Here is a 14,078-nt window from a genome sequence, read left to right as displayed (position 1 = left end):
AGTTTGGGAGGACTGATGACATCGCAGACCGGTAAGAATCAACGCCATTGGCGGCGCACCGTCGCAGCTGGGCTTGCCTGCAGCGCGCTTGGCGTCGGTATCGCGGCGGCTGTCGGCATGCCACTGGCGTCGGCCGAACCCGCGACGCCGACCACCGAAGCCGACGCCCCGGAGATGACGGCCGACCAGGCGCTGGCGATCATCGCCAATGACTACGACACGGGCGCGGGCGGAGGCCAGCTCTCCAATTTGGTTCACCAGGTACTGCAGATGCGATCGCTGGGGTTCAAACCCTCGAATGCCAATAAGGAGGCCATCACGAAGGCCTTCGACTACCGGCCCAACCAGGCCCCGCTCATCGACGCGTTGAAGAGCACGCTGGCCTATCAGCGCAAGCTCCAGGCCCAGATGCAGAATGCCAACAACACTCCCTCTCAGGGCGGCTACAACCTGGGCGGCGGCCAGTATCCGCCCGGGTATCCAACCCTGCCGCCCGGCGTGCCGCCCGATCCGGGCGACGGTGGGGGCGTGTTCCTCGGCCCGGGTGGCCCCGCCATCAACCTTCCCGTCGGCTAGCAGTCCGCGTGATCGACGAGAAGCTGCTGAACATTCTGGTGTGCCCGCAGGACAGGGGACCGTTGCTGCTCGTCGGTGACGAGTTTTTCTACAACCCTCGGCTCCGGCGCGCCTACCGCATCGAAGACGGCATCCCGGTGCTCCTGATCGACGAGGCCGTCACCGTCGGTGATGACGCCGAACATCAACGCATGCTGGACCGGGCGCAGGCCGGTGGCGCGGTTTCCTGACGGATTCCTCTGGGGGGTGGCCACCGCCGCACACCAGGTCGAGGGCAACAACGTCGGTTCCGACGTCTGGCTGATGGAGCACCTGCCCGGCACGGTGTACCGCGAACCCAGCGGCGACGCCACGGACTTCTACCACCGCTATCCCGACGACATCGCGGTGATTGCGGCGCTGGGCCTCAACGCGTTTCGGTTCGGCATCGAGTGGGCGCGGATCGAGCCCGAGGACGGCAAGATCTCCAATGCCGCACTCGACCATTACTCCCGGGTCGTGGACACCTGCCTGCGGCACGGTATCGAGCCGGTGTTGACGCTGCATCATTTCACCAGCCCCCAGTGGCTGATCCGGCACAACGGTGGGTGGCGCGGCCTCGACACCGCCCAACGATTCGCGGATTACGCGGCGACGGTGTTGAGCCGGCTGGGCGACAGGGTGAGGTGGGTGTGCACGATCAACGAGGCGAATGTCCCCGCTCTGATCACCAGCAGTGGTCTGTTGCCCGGATCCTGGAAAACCAAGCTCGACGAGACGATGCGCTCGCCGCCAGGGCTTTCGGGGTCGACAAGGACGACTTCTGTCCGTTCTTGCCGGCGGCCAGCGACGAGAAGGCGGTCGCCGTCGTCGGACAGGCGCACCGACTGGCCGTCGATGCCGTTCACGCCGTCACACCGGGCGCGCGGGTGGGCGTGACACTGGCCCTCCAGCAGATCATGGCCGAACCCGGAGGTGAGCAATTGGCCGAACGTGCCGACGAGTTCGTCAACCGCCGCTACCTGCGGGACATGGGTGCCGTCGGTGACTTCGTCGGTGTGCAGACCTACACCCGAATCGCCTTCGGTCCGGACGGTGTCAAGCCCCCGGTCGGCCAGGTGTCGGACAACGGGCTGGAACTCGCGCCGGGCGCGCTGGCCGCGACGTGCCGGCAGGCGCACCGGATCACCGGGTTGCCGGTGCTGGTCACCGAGCACGGCGTTGACTTCGACGACACCGACGACGAACTGCGCGCAGCACTGATCGAGGACACGTTGCGTCAGCTAGCCCCGGCGATCGCCGACGGCGTCGACGTACGCGGCTACCTGCACTGGTCGCTGGTCGACAACTTCGAGTGGTTCAACGGTTACGACGGCCACTTCGGACTGCTCGGCAACGACCGTGCCACACAACGGCGCTGGATCCGACCGAGCGCGGTTCGCTACGGAGAGATCGCCCGCGCCAACGGATTACCGGCCTAGAGCAGGCCCGGCAGGTCGCCGGTCAGGTAGTGCTGCAGGTTGGGGGCAATCGCGTCGACGATCTGCTCGACAGGCAGCGACTTGAACGGATCCAGCTCCAGGATGTAGCGGGCCATCACCACGCCCACCAACTGCGAAGCGACGAACTGCACCCGGATGCGACCGCTTCCGGGCGGATTGTCGACGCGCGAACCGACTTCGGCGGTGATGACTTCCTGCAGGAAGGAACGAATAAGGTTGACGTCGTTCCCGGCCAGCAGTGAGCGCAACTCCGCGATGAATCCTTTGCCCATCTCGGAGTCCCACAGCGGCAGCAGGATCGACGGCAAGACGCGGCCGATGTCCTCGACGGGAATCTCCCGCAGTGGCGCGATGACGGACATCGGGTCGACGGGGATGTGGATGGCCGCGGCGAACAATTGCGTCTTGGTGCCGAAATAATGGTGCACCAATGCGGGGTCCACGTCGGCATCGGCCGCGATCGCACGAATGGACGTGTTGTCAATACCATTGCGGGAAAACAGATCACGTGCAGTGTTCAAGATACGTTCGCGGGTGTCCGACGTTCCGGGTGGCCGGCCGGGACGTTTGCGTTCGGCGTTGGTCGCGTCGGCCGTCACTGGGTCACGGGGTCCTTCGTCGTAGCGTCGCGGCAGCCAGGCACAGCGCCAGTACCGCGAAGCCGATGACCACCGCGATATCGCGCACCGCGATGAACGTCGGTTCCGAGTATGCGCCGACTTGCTGCAGCGCCTCCAGAGCGTAGCTCGCGGGCAGGACGTTGCTGATCCACTGCAGCCAGTCCGGCAGCACCTCGCGCGGCACGATGATCCCGCACAGCAGCAGTTGCGGCGCGATCACCACCGGCATGAACTGTACCGCTTGAAACTCCGTGCGGGCGAACGCACTACAAAGCAGACCCAACCCCACGCCGAGCACGGCGTTGATGATGGCGATGCTGAACACCAGGATCGGGCTGCCCTTGGTGTCCAGGCCCAGGAACCAGAACGAGATGACACACGCGAGTGTGGCCTGCGCGGCAGCCGCGATCGAGAATGCGGTGCCGTAGGCGGCCAGCAGGTCGAGCCGGCGCAGCGGCGTGGTGAGAATGCGCTCCAACGTCCCCGAAACGCGTTCCCGCTGCATGGTGATCGAGGTGATCAGGAACATCACGATCAGCGGGAAGACTCCCAACATGATCAGGCACGCGTTGTTGAACGGTGCCGGCGTGCCCGGTCGGTGAGGAGCGTCCTGGAACATGAAGTACATCAGCATGATGATGAGGCTCGGTACGACGAGGATCATCGCGACACTGCGGTGATCGCCGGCGAGCTGCCGCAGGATGCGACCCGTGGTGGCGATGTACGCCTGCGGACTCAGCCGGCCGCGGCGCTCGCGGTGCTGTGCCGGATGACGGACAGAAACGCTTCCTCCAGCGACTGACATCCTGTGTCCTCTCGTAGCTTTGTGGGGGTGGTGTGCGCGAGCAGTCGGCCGTCGCGCATGAGCAGCAGATCCCCGCAGTGGTCGGCCTCGTCCATGACGTGGCTGGAGACGAGCAGAGTGGTGCCGTGGCCGGCGAGCTGATGGAACTGCTTCCACAGATCGACCCGCAGCAGGGGGTCTAGGCCGACGGTTGGTTCGTCGAGCACCAACAGGTCCGGCTGGGCGACCAGCGCGCAGGCCAGCGAGACACGCGTCCGTTGACCACCGGAGAGGTTGGCGCACAACGCCGACCGATGATCGTCCAGCCCGACCGCTGAGATGGCTTCGTCGGCGGCGCGGGTGTCAGTGCCGTACAGCGCAGCGAAATAGCGCACGTTGTCGACGATGCGAAGGTCGCTGTAGACCGTGGGGTCCTGCGTGACATAGCCGACACGGTGGCGCAGGTCAGCGGACCCGGCCGGGCGTCCGAGCACCGTCACCGTGCCACCCGCGACGATCTGCGTGCCGACGATGCTGCGGAACAGCGTCGTCTTACCGCACCCGGACGGCCCGAGCACGCCGGTGATCGTGCCGCGAGCGATCTGCACCGTGATGTCGTCCACCGCCACGCGCTTGCCGCGGACCACCCGCAGATTCCTCACGTCGATCGCCGGCTCGGCACCGGACCGCAATAATTCATCACTTGATGAACTCATCATGTGATGAATAGTGCGCCCCGTTGTCTGGCCTGTCAAGCGCGAACGGCACAATCGCTTGCGTGAGTGTCGAGTGGCTGGCCGTGGATCCGCTGACCGCGGCCCGGCGACTGCTCGGGGCTGCCCTCACCGGGCGCGGCGTGAGCGCGATGATCGTCGAGGTGGAGGCCTACGGCGGACCCGCCGACGGCCCCTGGCCCGACGCGGCGTCGCACTCGTTCCGCGGTCCGGGGCTGCGCAACCGGGTGATGTTCGGTCCGGCCGGGCGGATGTACACGTACCGCAGCCACGGCATACACGTGTGCGCGAACGTGGTGTGCGCAACCGATGGCGTCGCGGGGGCGGTGCTGCTCAGAGCGGCCGCCGTCGAGGCGGGGATCGATACGGCACAAGCCCGCCGCGGCGATGCAGCGCGCCCGGCGGCGCTGGCCCGGGGACCCGGGAATCTGTGCTCAGCGCTCGGAATCACCATGGACGACAACGAAATCAACCTCTTCGACCAAAACAGTCCGGTCCGGCTCACGCTCGGCGAGAGCCAGGCCGGCGCGGAAGGCCCGCGGGTGGGCGTCAGCAAGGCCGCCGACCGGCCCTGGCGGCTCTGGCTCGCAGGCCGCCCGGAGGTGTCGTTGTATCGCCGCAGTCCGCGGGCACCCGCTCCGGGTGAAAGCGATTAGTGCGGGAAGATCGATGCCGTGACTGCAGATGCTGTGGCGGCAAAGGACGTGTCCATCCTCGAAGACCTGGACGGGCGCGGGCTGATCGCCCAGTCCACCGACCGTGACGCGCTGGCGGACGGGTTGTCCGCCGGACCCATCACGGTGTATTCGGGGTTCGACCCGACCGCGCCGAGCCTGCACGCCGGGCACCTCATCCCACTTCTGACACTGCGACGGTTTCAGCTGGCGGGCCACCGGCCGATCGTGCTCGCCGGCGGCGCGACCGGGATGATCGGCGATCCGCGCGACACCGGTGAGCGCACGATGCAGACCGAAGACACCATCGCCGAGTGGGCCGTCCGGATCCGCGGTCAACTGGAGCGGTTCGTCCAGTTCGACGACTCGCCGACGGGCGCCGTGGTGGAAAACAACGTGTCGTGGACGAACGAGCTCTCGGCGATAGAGTTCCTTCGCGACGTGGGCAAGCACTTCTCGGTCAATGTGATGCTGGACCGCGACACCGTCCGCCGCCGATTGGAGGGTGACGGGATCTCCTACACCGAGTTCAGTTACATGCTGTTGCAGGCCAACGACTATGTGGAACTGCACCGGCGCTATGGCTGCACACTGCAGATCGGTGGATCCGACCAGTGGGGCAACATCGTCGCGGGCGTGCGGCTGGTCCGGCAGAAGTCCGGTGCAACGGTCCACGCGCTGACGACACCGCTGGTCACAGACTCCGAAGGCAAGAAATTCGGCAAGTCGACGGGCGGCGGCAGCCTGTGGCTGGACCCGGAGATGACCAGCCCATACGCCTGGTACCAGTACTTCATCAACACGGCAGACGCGGACGTGATCCGGTATCTGCGGTGGTTCACCTTCCTGTCGCCGGAGGAGCTGGCCGAACTGGAGTCGGTGACGGCCGAGCGGGCACATGAGCGCGCGGCCCAGCGAAGACTGGCGCGCGAGCTGACGACACTGGTGCACGGCGAAGGGGCCACGACGGCGGTTGAGCTGGCCAGCCAGGCACTGTTCGGCCGGGGCGAGCTGGCCGACCTGGATGAGCCGACACTTGCGGCGGCACTGCGCGAGGCATCGGTGGCCCAACTGGCGCCCGGAACCCCGGACACCATCGTCGACCTGCTGGTTTCTACGGGTCTGTCAGCCAGCAAGGGGGCTGCCAGGCGGACGATCGCAGAGGGCGGGGTCTCGGTCAACAACAGCCGGGTCGACAGCGATGCATGGGCACCGCAGCCGTCGGAGTTCCTCCATGGGCGCTGGCTGGTGCTGCGCCGGGGCAAACGAAATATCGCCGGCGTCGAGCGCCTTGGCTGAACCGTCGGAGTCGCCTGGCTTCGGCCGTGGCGGTTTGCGCAGCGTTGGAACAAAGTCGCTCACTCAGGCGTTGGACACACTGTCGGAGTCGACGCACCTCCGGTGCGCAACGATAGGTGTCGAGCCCCAAAAACCCGCCCTATCAGGCCATTTGACTCAGAGTTTTCCCTCACGTAACTTATTGCTTCGTCGTCGCGACGCGGTCAAGCCGCAGAGCGCGACGGCGTCCCAGAGGGAAACACCACTTCGGTGGGTTCCTGACCGTCCGCACTACGAGAACGCGGCTTTTGGCCGCGGGTTCGTTGCGCGGGTGGGCGGGTGTGTTGTTTGAGAACTCAATAGTGTGTTTGGTGGTTTTTGTTTGTTGTTTTTTGCCGTGCCTCTTTTTCCCGTTTAGGGGTGTGGTTTTTTTGTGATGCCAGTTTTGGTGTCGTTTTGTTAGGTCGGACTTGTTCTGATTCGAATTCGCCTGGCCTGTTGGGTTGGGTTGTTTTTGTTTGGAGAGTTTGATTCTGGCTCAGGACGAACGCTGGCGGCGTGCTTAACACATGCAAGTCGAACGGAAAGGCCCTTCGGGGTGCTCGAGTGGCGAACGGGTGAGTAACACGTGGGTGATCTGCCCTGCACTTTGGGATAAGCCTGGGAAACTGGGTCTAATACCGAATACACCCTGCTGGTCGCATGGCCTGGTGGGGGAAAGCTTTTGCGGTGTGGGATGGGCCCGCGGCCTATCAGCTTGTTGGTGGGGTTATGGCCCACCAAGGCGACGACGGGTAGCCGGCCTGAGAGGGTGACCGGCCACACTGGGACTGAGATACGGCCCAGACTCCTACGGGAGGCAGCAGTGGGGAATATTGCACAATGGGCGCAAGCCTGATGCAGCGACGCCGCGTGAGGGATGACGGCCTTCGGGTTGTAAACCTCTTTCAGTAGGGACGAAGCGCAAGTGACGGTACCTATAGAAGAAGGACCGGCCAACTACGTGCCAGCAGCCGCGGTAATACGTAGGGTCCGAGCGTTGTCCGGAATTACTGGGCGTAAAGAGCTCGTAGGTGGTTTGTCGCGTTGTTCGTGAAAACTCACAGCTCAACTGTGGGCGTGCGGGCGATACGGGCAGACTGGAGTACTGCAGGGGAGACTGGAATTCCTGGTGTAGCGGTGGAATGCGCAGATATCAGGAGGAACACCGGTGGCGAAGGCGGGTCTCTGGGCAGTAACTGACGCTGAGGAGCGAAAGCGTGGGGAGCGAACAGGATTAGATACCCTGGTAGTCCACGCCGTAAACGGTGGGTACTAGGTGTGGGTTTCCTTCCTTGGGATCCGTGCCGTAGCTAACGCATTAAGTACCCCGCCTGGGGAGTACGGCCGCAAGGCTAAAACTCAAAGAAATTGACGGGGGCCCGCACAAGCGGCGGAGCATGTGGATTAATTCGATGCAACGCGAAGAACCTTACCTGGGTTTGACATGCACAGGACGCTGGTAGAGATATCAGTTCCCTTGTGGCCTGTGTGCAGGTGGTGCATGGCTGTCGTCAGCTCGTGTCGTGAGATGTTGGGTTAAGTCCCGCAACGAGCGCAACCCTTATCTTATGTTGCCAGCACGTTATGGTGGGGACTCGTGAGAGACTGCCGGGGTCAACTCGGAGGAAGGTGGGGATGACGTCAAGTCATCATGCCCCTTATGTCCAGGGCTTCACACATGCTACAATGGCCGGTACAAAGGGCTGCGATGCCGTGAGGTGGAGCGAATCCTTTCAAAGCCGGTCTCAGTTCGGATCGGGGTCTGCAACTCGACCCCGTGAAGTCGGAGTCGCTAGTAATCGCAGATCAGCAACGCTGCGGTGAATACGTTCCCGGGCCTTGTACACACCGCCCGTCACGTCATGAAAGTCGGTAACACCCGAAGCCGGTGGCCTAACCCCTTGTGGGAGGGAGCCGTCGAAGGTGGGATCGGCGATTGGGACGAAGTCGTAACAAGGTAGCCGTACCGGAAGGTGCGGCTGGATCACCTCCTTTCTAAGGAGCACCACGAGATCTGGTCCCGCCCACAGTGTGTGGGGGTTCGGTGTGCCAGGCGGTTCGTTGGATGGCCTTTCGCCTGTAGTGGGTGGGGGTCTGGTGCGCGACAAGCATTGGGTGCCGGCAGGGGAAACTGCGGGTGCGAAATCATCGGACACACTATTGGGCTTTGAGGCAACAGGCCCGCTATCTCTTTGTCCCGTTGTGGGAAACCGGGGATAGGTCTGGTTGTCGCCCTGCTTTGGTGGTGGGGTGTGGTGTTTGATTTGTGGATAGTGGTTGCGAGCATCTAGCAGCGAATGGGCATGCGCATGGTTTTCCGTGGGTGTGTTGTTCGGTGTTGATGTGCAATTTCAGAGTTTTTTAAACTTTTGGTTTTGTGTTGTAAGTGTTTAAGGGCGCATGGTGGATGCCTTGGCACTGGGAGCCGATGAAGGACGTGGGAGGCTGCGATATGCCTCGGGGAGCTGTCAACCGAGCGTGGATCCGAGGATGTCCGAATGGGGAAACCCGGCACGAGTGATGTCGTGTCACCCACCGGTGAATATATAGCCGGTGGGGGGGAACGCGGGGAAGTGAAACATCTCAGTACCCGTAGGAAGAGAAAACAAGTGTGATTCCGTGAGTAGTGGCGAGCGAAAGCGGAGGATGGCTAAACCGTAGGCATGTGATACCCGGCGGGGGTTGTGTGTGCGGTGTTGTGGGGCGTTTCTTCTCTCCTCCGCCGAGGGGGGCAGGAGTGATAAACCGTTGTGTTAGTCGAAGTGGCCTGGGATGGTCTGCTGTAGAGGGTGAGAGCCCCGTAGGCGAAAACGCAATGGCTTCTGTGAAGCTGTCCCCGAGTAGCAGCGGGCCCGTGAAATCTGCTGTGAATCTGCCGGGACCACCCGGTAAGCCTGAATACTTCCCAGTGACCGATAGCGGATTAGTACCGTGAGGGAATGGTGAAAAGTACCCCGGGAGGGGAGTGAAAGAGTACCTGAAACCGTGTGCCTACAAGCCGTCAGAGCCTTCGATTTTGTCGTGGGGTGATGGCGTGCCTTTTGAAGAATGAGCCTGCGAGTCAGGGACATGTCGCGAGGTTAACCCGGGTGGGGTAGCCGCAGCGAAAGCGAGTCTGAATAGGGCGTATCCGAACAATAGTGTTTGGTGTAGTGGTGTGTTCTGGACCCGAAGCGGAGTGATCTACCCATGGCCAGGGTGAAGCAGCAGTAAGATGTTGTGGAGGCCCGAACCCACTTAGGTTGAAGACTGAGGGGATGAGTTGTGGGTAGGGGTGAAAGGCCAATCAAACTCCGTGATAGCTGGTTCTCCCCGAAATGCATTTAGGTGCAGCGTCGCAGTGTTCTTGCCGGAGGTAGAGCTACTGGATGGCCGATGGGCCCTACTAGGTTACTGACGTCAGCCAAACTCCGAATGCCGGCAAGGTGTAATGCGGCAGTGAGACGGCGGGGGATAAGCTCCGTGCGTCGAGAGGGAAACAGCCCAGATCGCCGGCTAAGGCCCCTAAGCGTGTGCTAAGTGGAAAAGGATGTGCAGTCGCGAAGACAACCAGGAGGTTGGCTTAGAAGCAGCCACCCTTGAAAGAGTGCGTAATAGCTCACTGGTCAAGTGATTGTGCGCCGATAATGTAGCGGGGCTCAAGCACACCGCCGAAGCCGCGGCAGCACACGTGTGTGCTGGGTAGGGGAGCGTCCTGCATCCGGTGAAGCCACCTGGTAATGGTGTGGTGGAGGGTGTGGGAGTGAGAATGCAGGCATGAGTAGCGATAAGGCAAGTGAGAACCTTGCCCGCCGAAAGACCAAGGGTTCCTGGGCCAGGCCAGTCCGCCCAGGGTGAGTCGGGACCTAAGGCGAGGCCGACAGGCGTAGTCGATGGACAACGGGTTGATATTCCCGTACCCGTGTGTGCGCGTCCCTGATGAATCTGTTCTGCTAACCGCCCAAAACTTGGGCCACCGGAGACCTTCGGGTCGATGGGGTTCAAGGGCTGCGCGGGACCCGGATGGGTAGTAGTCAAGCGATGGGGTGACGCAGGAAGGTAGCCGTACCAGTCAGTGGTAATACTGGGGTAAACCTGTAGGACGAGATCTAGGTAAATCCGGGTCTCAGGTGTCTGAGAGGTGATGCATAGCCGAGTGAGGTGAATTCGGTGATCCTATGCTGCCGAGAAAAGCCTCTAGCGAGCACACACACGGCCCGTACCCCAAACCAACACAGGTGGTCAGGTAGAGAATACCGAGGCGTACGAGTGAACTATGGTTAAGGAACTCGGCAAAATGCCCCCGTAACTTCGGGAGAAGGGGGACCCCGTACCGTCAGCACCTTTGCGGTGGGCAGCGGTGGGGGGTGGCACAAACCAGTGAGAAGCGACTGTTTACTAAAAACACAGGTCCGTGCGAAGTCGCAAGACGATGTATACGGACTGACGCCTGCCCGGTGCTGGAAGGTTAAGAGGACCTGTTAACCCTTTCGGGGGTGAAGCGGAGAATTTAAGCCCCAGTAAACGGCGGTGGTAACTATAACCATCCTAAGGTAGCGAAATTCCTTGTCGGGTAAGTTCCGACCTGCACGAATGGCGTAACGACTTCTCAGCTGTCTCAACCATAGACTCGGCGAAATTGCACTACGAGTAAAGATGCTCGTTACGCGCGGCAGGACGAAAAGACCCCGGGACCTTCACTACAACTTGGTATTGGTGCTCGATACGGTTTGTGTAGGATAGGTGGGAGACTGTGAAGCGGCCACGCCAGTGGTTGTGGAGTCATTGTTGAAATACCACTCTGATCGTATTGGGCCTCTAACCTCGAACCGTTTATCCGGTTCAGGGACAGTGCCTGGCGGGTAGTTTAACTGGGGCGGTTGCCTCCTAAAATGTAACGGAGGCGCCCAAAGGTTCCCTCAACCTGGACGGCAATCAGGTGTTGAGTGTAAGTGCACAAGGGAGCTTGACTGCGAGACGTACATGTCGAGCAGGGACGAAAGTCGGGACTAGTGATCCGGCACCCCCGAGTGGAAGGGGTGTCGCTCAACGGATAAAAGGTACCCCGGGGATAACAGGCTGATCTTCCCCAAGAGTCCATATCGACGGGATGGTTTGGCACCTCGATGTCGGCTCGTCGCATCCTGGGGCTGGAGCAGGTCCCAAGGGTTGGGCTGTTCGCCCATTAAAGCGGCACGCGAGCTGGGTTTAGAACGTCGTGAGACAGTTCGGTCTCTATCCGCCGCGCGCGTCAGAAGCTTGAGGAAACCTGTCCCTAGTACGAGAGGACCGGGACGGACGAACCTCTGGTCCACCAGTTGTCCCACCAGGGGCACCGCTGGATAGCCACGTTCGGACAGGATAACCGCTGAAAGCATCTAAGCGGGAAACCCCCTCCAAGACCAGGCTTCTCACCCATTCAGTGGGATAAGGCCCCCCGCAGACCACGGGATCAATAGACCAGACCTATAACCGCAGCAATGCGTCAGGGAACTGGCACTAACCGGCCGAAAACTTACACACAAACTCGCAACCACACACATCCACGAATGCCAAACAAGCATTCACACCCCACCACCAATAACACCTCCCCCACCCACCAAAAGGGGGGCACTCCCACAGAGTGCACAAAGTTACGGCGGTTAATAGCGGCAGGGAAACGCCCGGACCCATCCCGAACCCGGAAGCTAAGCCTGCCAGCGCCGATGATACTACCCAACCCGGGTGGAAAAGTAGGACACCGCCGAACACAAATTAAGGATCACCCCCCACGAATACGTGGGGGGTGATTCTATTTGCGACCAATTGTTTCGAATACTCAATTGTCGTGTCATCGGGTAGAAAGGCATACGTGGCGCAGGACAGGCAGGGCGACAGTGGCGAGGAGCGCCGACCCAGGCGCGGATCCAACGCGGGCGCGCCACGCCGGGGGCCCCGCGACCAGCGCTCGGCACCGCGGTCCTCGGGCCCGAACCGGGCACGCCGTGCCCAACCCACACCCGACCGCGACGGTGACGCCGCTGTCAGGGACGCTCCGACGATCCCGGCCGAGATCGAAGCCAAACAGCTGTCGCCCGAAATCCGGGGTGAGCTCACGACTTTGGACCGCGCAACCGCCGATACCGTGGCCCGGCACCTCGTCGCCGCCGGCGAATTGCTCGACGACGACCCCGAGGCCGCGCTGGCGCACGCCCGCGCGGCACGGGCACGCTCGGGGCGGATCGCTGCGGTCCGCGAGGCGGTCGGGATCGCGGCATACCACTGCGGCGATTGGGCCCAGGCCCTCGCCGAGCTGCGGGCGGCCCGGCGCATGGGCAGCAGATCAGCCCTGCTGCCCATGATCGCCGACTGCGAGCGTGGCGTCGGGCGCCCCGAACGCGCCATCGAGCTCGCCCGCAGCCCTGAGGCCGATCAACTCAGCGGTGATGATGCCGACGAACTCAGGATCGTCGTCGCCGGCGCCCGATCCGATCTGGGACAGCACGAACAGGCTCTGGCGGTCCTGTCGACACCGAAGCTGGACCCGAGTCGTACGGGGCAGACCGCGGCGCGGCTGTTCTACGCCTACGCCGAGACCCTTCTGGTGCTCGGGCGCAATCAGGATGCGCTGCAATGGTTCATCAAGGCCGCGGCCGCCGACGTCGACGGCGTCACCGACGCCGAAGAGCGGATAACGGAGTTGGCCTGAGTGAGTAACCTTGCGCAAGAACACGATTGCTTACTGCTCGACCTCGACGGCACCGTTTTCCGCGGGCATGAGGCCACTGCCGGGGCCGTCGAGACGCTGGCCGACATCCGGTCTCGCGCATTGTTCGTGACGAACAATGCGTCCCGTGCTCCAGCAGAAGTAGCAGAGCACCTGTGCGCCATGGGGTTCACGGCCAAACCCGACGACATCGTCACGAGCGCCCAAAGTGCGGCGCGGCTGTTGCAACAGCAACTGGAACCCGGCGATGCGGTCCTCATCGTGGGCACCGAATCGCTGGCCGCCGAGGTCAGCGGCGTCGGCCTCACACCCGTGCGGCAATGGTCCGAAGGCCCGGTCGCAGTCGTGCAGGGCCATTCACCGCAGACCGGCTGGACGGATCTGGCGGAGGCGGCATTGGCCATCCGTGGCGGCGCACTCTGGGTCGCGGCCAACATCGACAAGACGTTGCCCACCGAGCGTGGTCTGCTGCCGGGAAACGGCTCGATGGTCGAGGCCCTGCGTACGGCGACCGAGCGTGACCCGCAGGTCGCGGGCAAGCCCGCGCCGGCGCTTCTGACGGATGCTCTGGCGCGCGGCGACTTCCGAACGCCGCTCGTCATCGGGGATCGTCTCGACACCGACATCGCCGGTGCGAACACCGTCGGCCTGCCCAGCCTGCTGGTCCTGAGCGGTGTCAGCACCGCCGCAGACGCCGTGCACGCCGCCGCCGGATCACGGCCCGACTACATCGGCGCCGACCTGCGCTCGTTGTACGACGCCGCGGAAGATCTCCGTGTCGGGCCGCATCCGGCGTGGCACGTCGAGGTGGGGTCGTCGGGGGTGACGGTGACGTCAACGGGCCAGGATGCGGGAAACGCGCTGTCGGTGGTCCGCGCGGCCGCCAGCGCGGTGTGGAATGCGGACCTCGACGGTGGGCCGGCCACGCTGACGGCGGGCGACGACACCGCGCGACAGGCCATGGACGTCTGGTCCCTGCTCGCACCGCCGAATCGGCTAGCGTGAACACCGACATGAGTACCGACCCCGACCAGATACGCGGCCAGATCGCAGAGCTGTTGGCCGATGTGCCCGACCCCGCTCAGGAGGGTTTCGACTTCGCGAACCTTGCCGACTCCGACATCGACACAATTGCGGCGCGGCTCGAGGAGGCGCACGAACTGCTGGTGCACGCGCTGGAATCGGTCGAGAAGGGCTGACCGCC

12 protein-coding genes and 3 rRNA genes are annotated in these 14,078 nt (G+C 63.0%); 12 read left to right on the top strand and 3 right to left on the bottom strand.

The window, feature by feature from the left end; genetic code table 11:
• The first annotated feature begins 15 nt into the window (after positions 1 to 15).
• Genes ACVWWN_RS25040 through ACVWWN_RS25025 form a run of 4 tightly spaced genes read left to right on the top strand, consistent with a single transcriptional unit; the run spans position 16 to position 2,036 of the window.
• Entirely contained in the window at positions 16 to 576 is a 561-nt protein-coding gene (locus ACVWWN_RS25040) for a hypothetical protein (protein ID WP_457146250.1), read from the top strand.
• 8 nt (positions 577 to 584) lie between these two features.
• Positions 585 to 806 carry a Trm112 family protein gene (locus tag ACVWWN_RS25035; protein WP_457146249.1) on the top strand — a complete coding sequence of 74 codons (222 nt, stop codon included), beginning with the start codon at positions 585 to 587 and terminating at the stop codon, positions 804 to 806.
• A gap of 16 nt (positions 807 to 822) precedes the next feature.
• A complete protein-coding gene (locus ACVWWN_RS25030; RefSeq protein ID WP_457146248.1) occupies positions 823 to 1,494 on the top strand; it encodes a family 1 glycosylhydrolase in 672 nt (223 codons plus the stop codon).
• Entirely contained in the window at positions 1,491 to 2,036 is a 546-nt protein-coding gene (locus ACVWWN_RS25025) for a family 1 glycosylhydrolase (RefSeq protein ID WP_457146247.1), read from the top strand. The genes ACVWWN_RS25030 and ACVWWN_RS25025 overlap by 4 nt, the downstream gene beginning before the upstream one ends.
• Here ACVWWN_RS25025 and ACVWWN_RS25020 read toward each other — a convergent pair.
• Genes ACVWWN_RS25020 through ACVWWN_RS25010 form a run of 3 tightly spaced genes read right to left on the bottom strand, consistent with a single transcriptional unit; the run spans position 2,033 to position 4,180 of the window.
• Positions 2,033 to 2,656, bottom strand: coding sequence for a TetR/AcrR family transcriptional regulator (locus tag ACVWWN_RS25020; protein ID WP_457146246.1), 624 nt, complete (start codon positions 2,654 to 2,656; stop codon positions 2,033 to 2,035). The genes ACVWWN_RS25025 and ACVWWN_RS25020 overlap by 4 nt on opposite strands.
• 4 nt (positions 2,657 to 2,660) lie before the next feature.
• The gene (locus ACVWWN_RS25015) at positions 2,661 to 3,482 is read right to left on the bottom strand and encodes an ABC transporter permease (RefSeq protein ID WP_457146245.1); all 822 of its coding nucleotides are present in this window, start codon (positions 3,480 to 3,482) and stop codon (positions 2,661 to 2,663) included.
• On the bottom strand, positions 3,413 to 4,180 hold the full coding sequence (locus tag ACVWWN_RS25010) for an ABC transporter ATP-binding protein (protein WP_457146244.1): 768 nt from the start codon (positions 4,178 to 4,180) through the stop codon (positions 3,413 to 3,415). The genes ACVWWN_RS25015 and ACVWWN_RS25010 overlap by 70 nt, the downstream gene beginning before the upstream one ends.
• Before the next feature lie 59 nt (positions 4,181 to 4,239).
• Between ACVWWN_RS25010 and ACVWWN_RS25005 the strand changes: the two genes are divergently transcribed.
• From ACVWWN_RS25005 to ACVWWN_RS24970, 8 genes are all read left to right on the top strand, one after another.
• Positions 4,240 to 4,851, top strand: a complete 612-nt coding sequence (locus ACVWWN_RS25005; protein WP_457146243.1) for a DNA-3-methyladenine glycosylase — start codon at positions 4,240 to 4,242, stop codon at positions 4,849 to 4,851.
• 48 nt (positions 4,852 to 4,899) lie between these two features.
• Positions 4,900 to 6,168: a tyrosine--tRNA ligase gene (gene tyrS / locus ACVWWN_RS25000; RefSeq protein ID WP_457149268.1), complete on the top strand. Its 1,269-nt coding sequence runs from the start codon at positions 4,900 to 4,902 to the stop codon at positions 6,166 to 6,168.
• A gap of 494 nt (positions 6,169 to 6,662) precedes the next feature.
• A 16S ribosomal RNA gene (locus ACVWWN_RS24995) occupies positions 6,663 to 8,184 on the top strand.
• Between the two features lie 385 nt (positions 8,185 to 8,569).
• Positions 8,570 to 11,691: ribosomal RNA gene (locus ACVWWN_RS24990) — 23S ribosomal RNA — on the top strand.
• Positions 11,692 to 11,802: 111 nt separating this feature from the next.
• Positions 11,803 to 11,917 (top strand): 5S ribosomal RNA (gene rrf / locus ACVWWN_RS24985).
• The 16S, 23S and 5S rRNA genes sit together here, the layout of an rRNA operon.
• 102 nt (positions 11,918 to 12,019) lie before the next feature.
• Positions 12,020 to 12,856: a tetratricopeptide repeat protein gene (locus ACVWWN_RS24980; RefSeq protein ID WP_457146242.1), complete on the top strand. Its 837-nt coding sequence runs from the start codon at positions 12,020 to 12,022 to the stop codon at positions 12,854 to 12,856.
• Positions 12,857 to 13,879: an HAD-IIA family hydrolase gene (locus tag ACVWWN_RS24975; protein ID WP_457146241.1), complete on the top strand. Its 1,023-nt coding sequence runs from the start codon at positions 12,857 to 12,859 to the stop codon at positions 13,877 to 13,879. It begins immediately after the preceding gene.
• An 8-nt stretch (positions 13,880 to 13,887) separates the two neighbouring features.
• Positions 13,888 to 14,073 (top strand): hypothetical protein, encoded by a 186-nt coding sequence (locus ACVWWN_RS24970; protein ID WP_457146240.1) that lies wholly within the window; start codon positions 13,888 to 13,890, stop codon positions 14,071 to 14,073.
• Positions 14,074 to 14,078: the final 5 nt, after the last annotated feature.

The sequence above is a fragment of the Mycobacterium sp. URHB0021 genome, assembly GCF_054057895.1.
Note: the sequence above shows the minus strand (reverse complement) of the source record. Positions and strands in the feature narration are given on the sequence as shown.

What these genes read in the sequence shown, in the direction of transcription:
- ACVWWN_RS25010 (WP_457146244.1), bottom strand. Translation starts at nt 4,180, where the DNA reads ATGATGAGTTCATCAAGTGATGAATTATTGCGGTCCGGTGCCGAGCCG.
- ACVWWN_RS24970 (WP_457146240.1), top strand. Translation starts at nt 13,888, where the DNA reads ATGAGTACCGACCCCGACCAGATACGCGGCCAGATCGCAGAGCTGTTG.
- ACVWWN_RS25015 (WP_457146245.1), bottom strand. Translation starts at nt 3,482, where the DNA reads ATGTCAGTCGCTGGAGGAAGCGTTTCTGTCCGTCATCCGGCACAGCAC.
- ACVWWN_RS25040 (WP_457146250.1), top strand. Translation starts at nt 16, where the DNA reads ATGACATCGCAGACCGGTAAGAATCAACGCCATTGGCGGCGCACCGTC.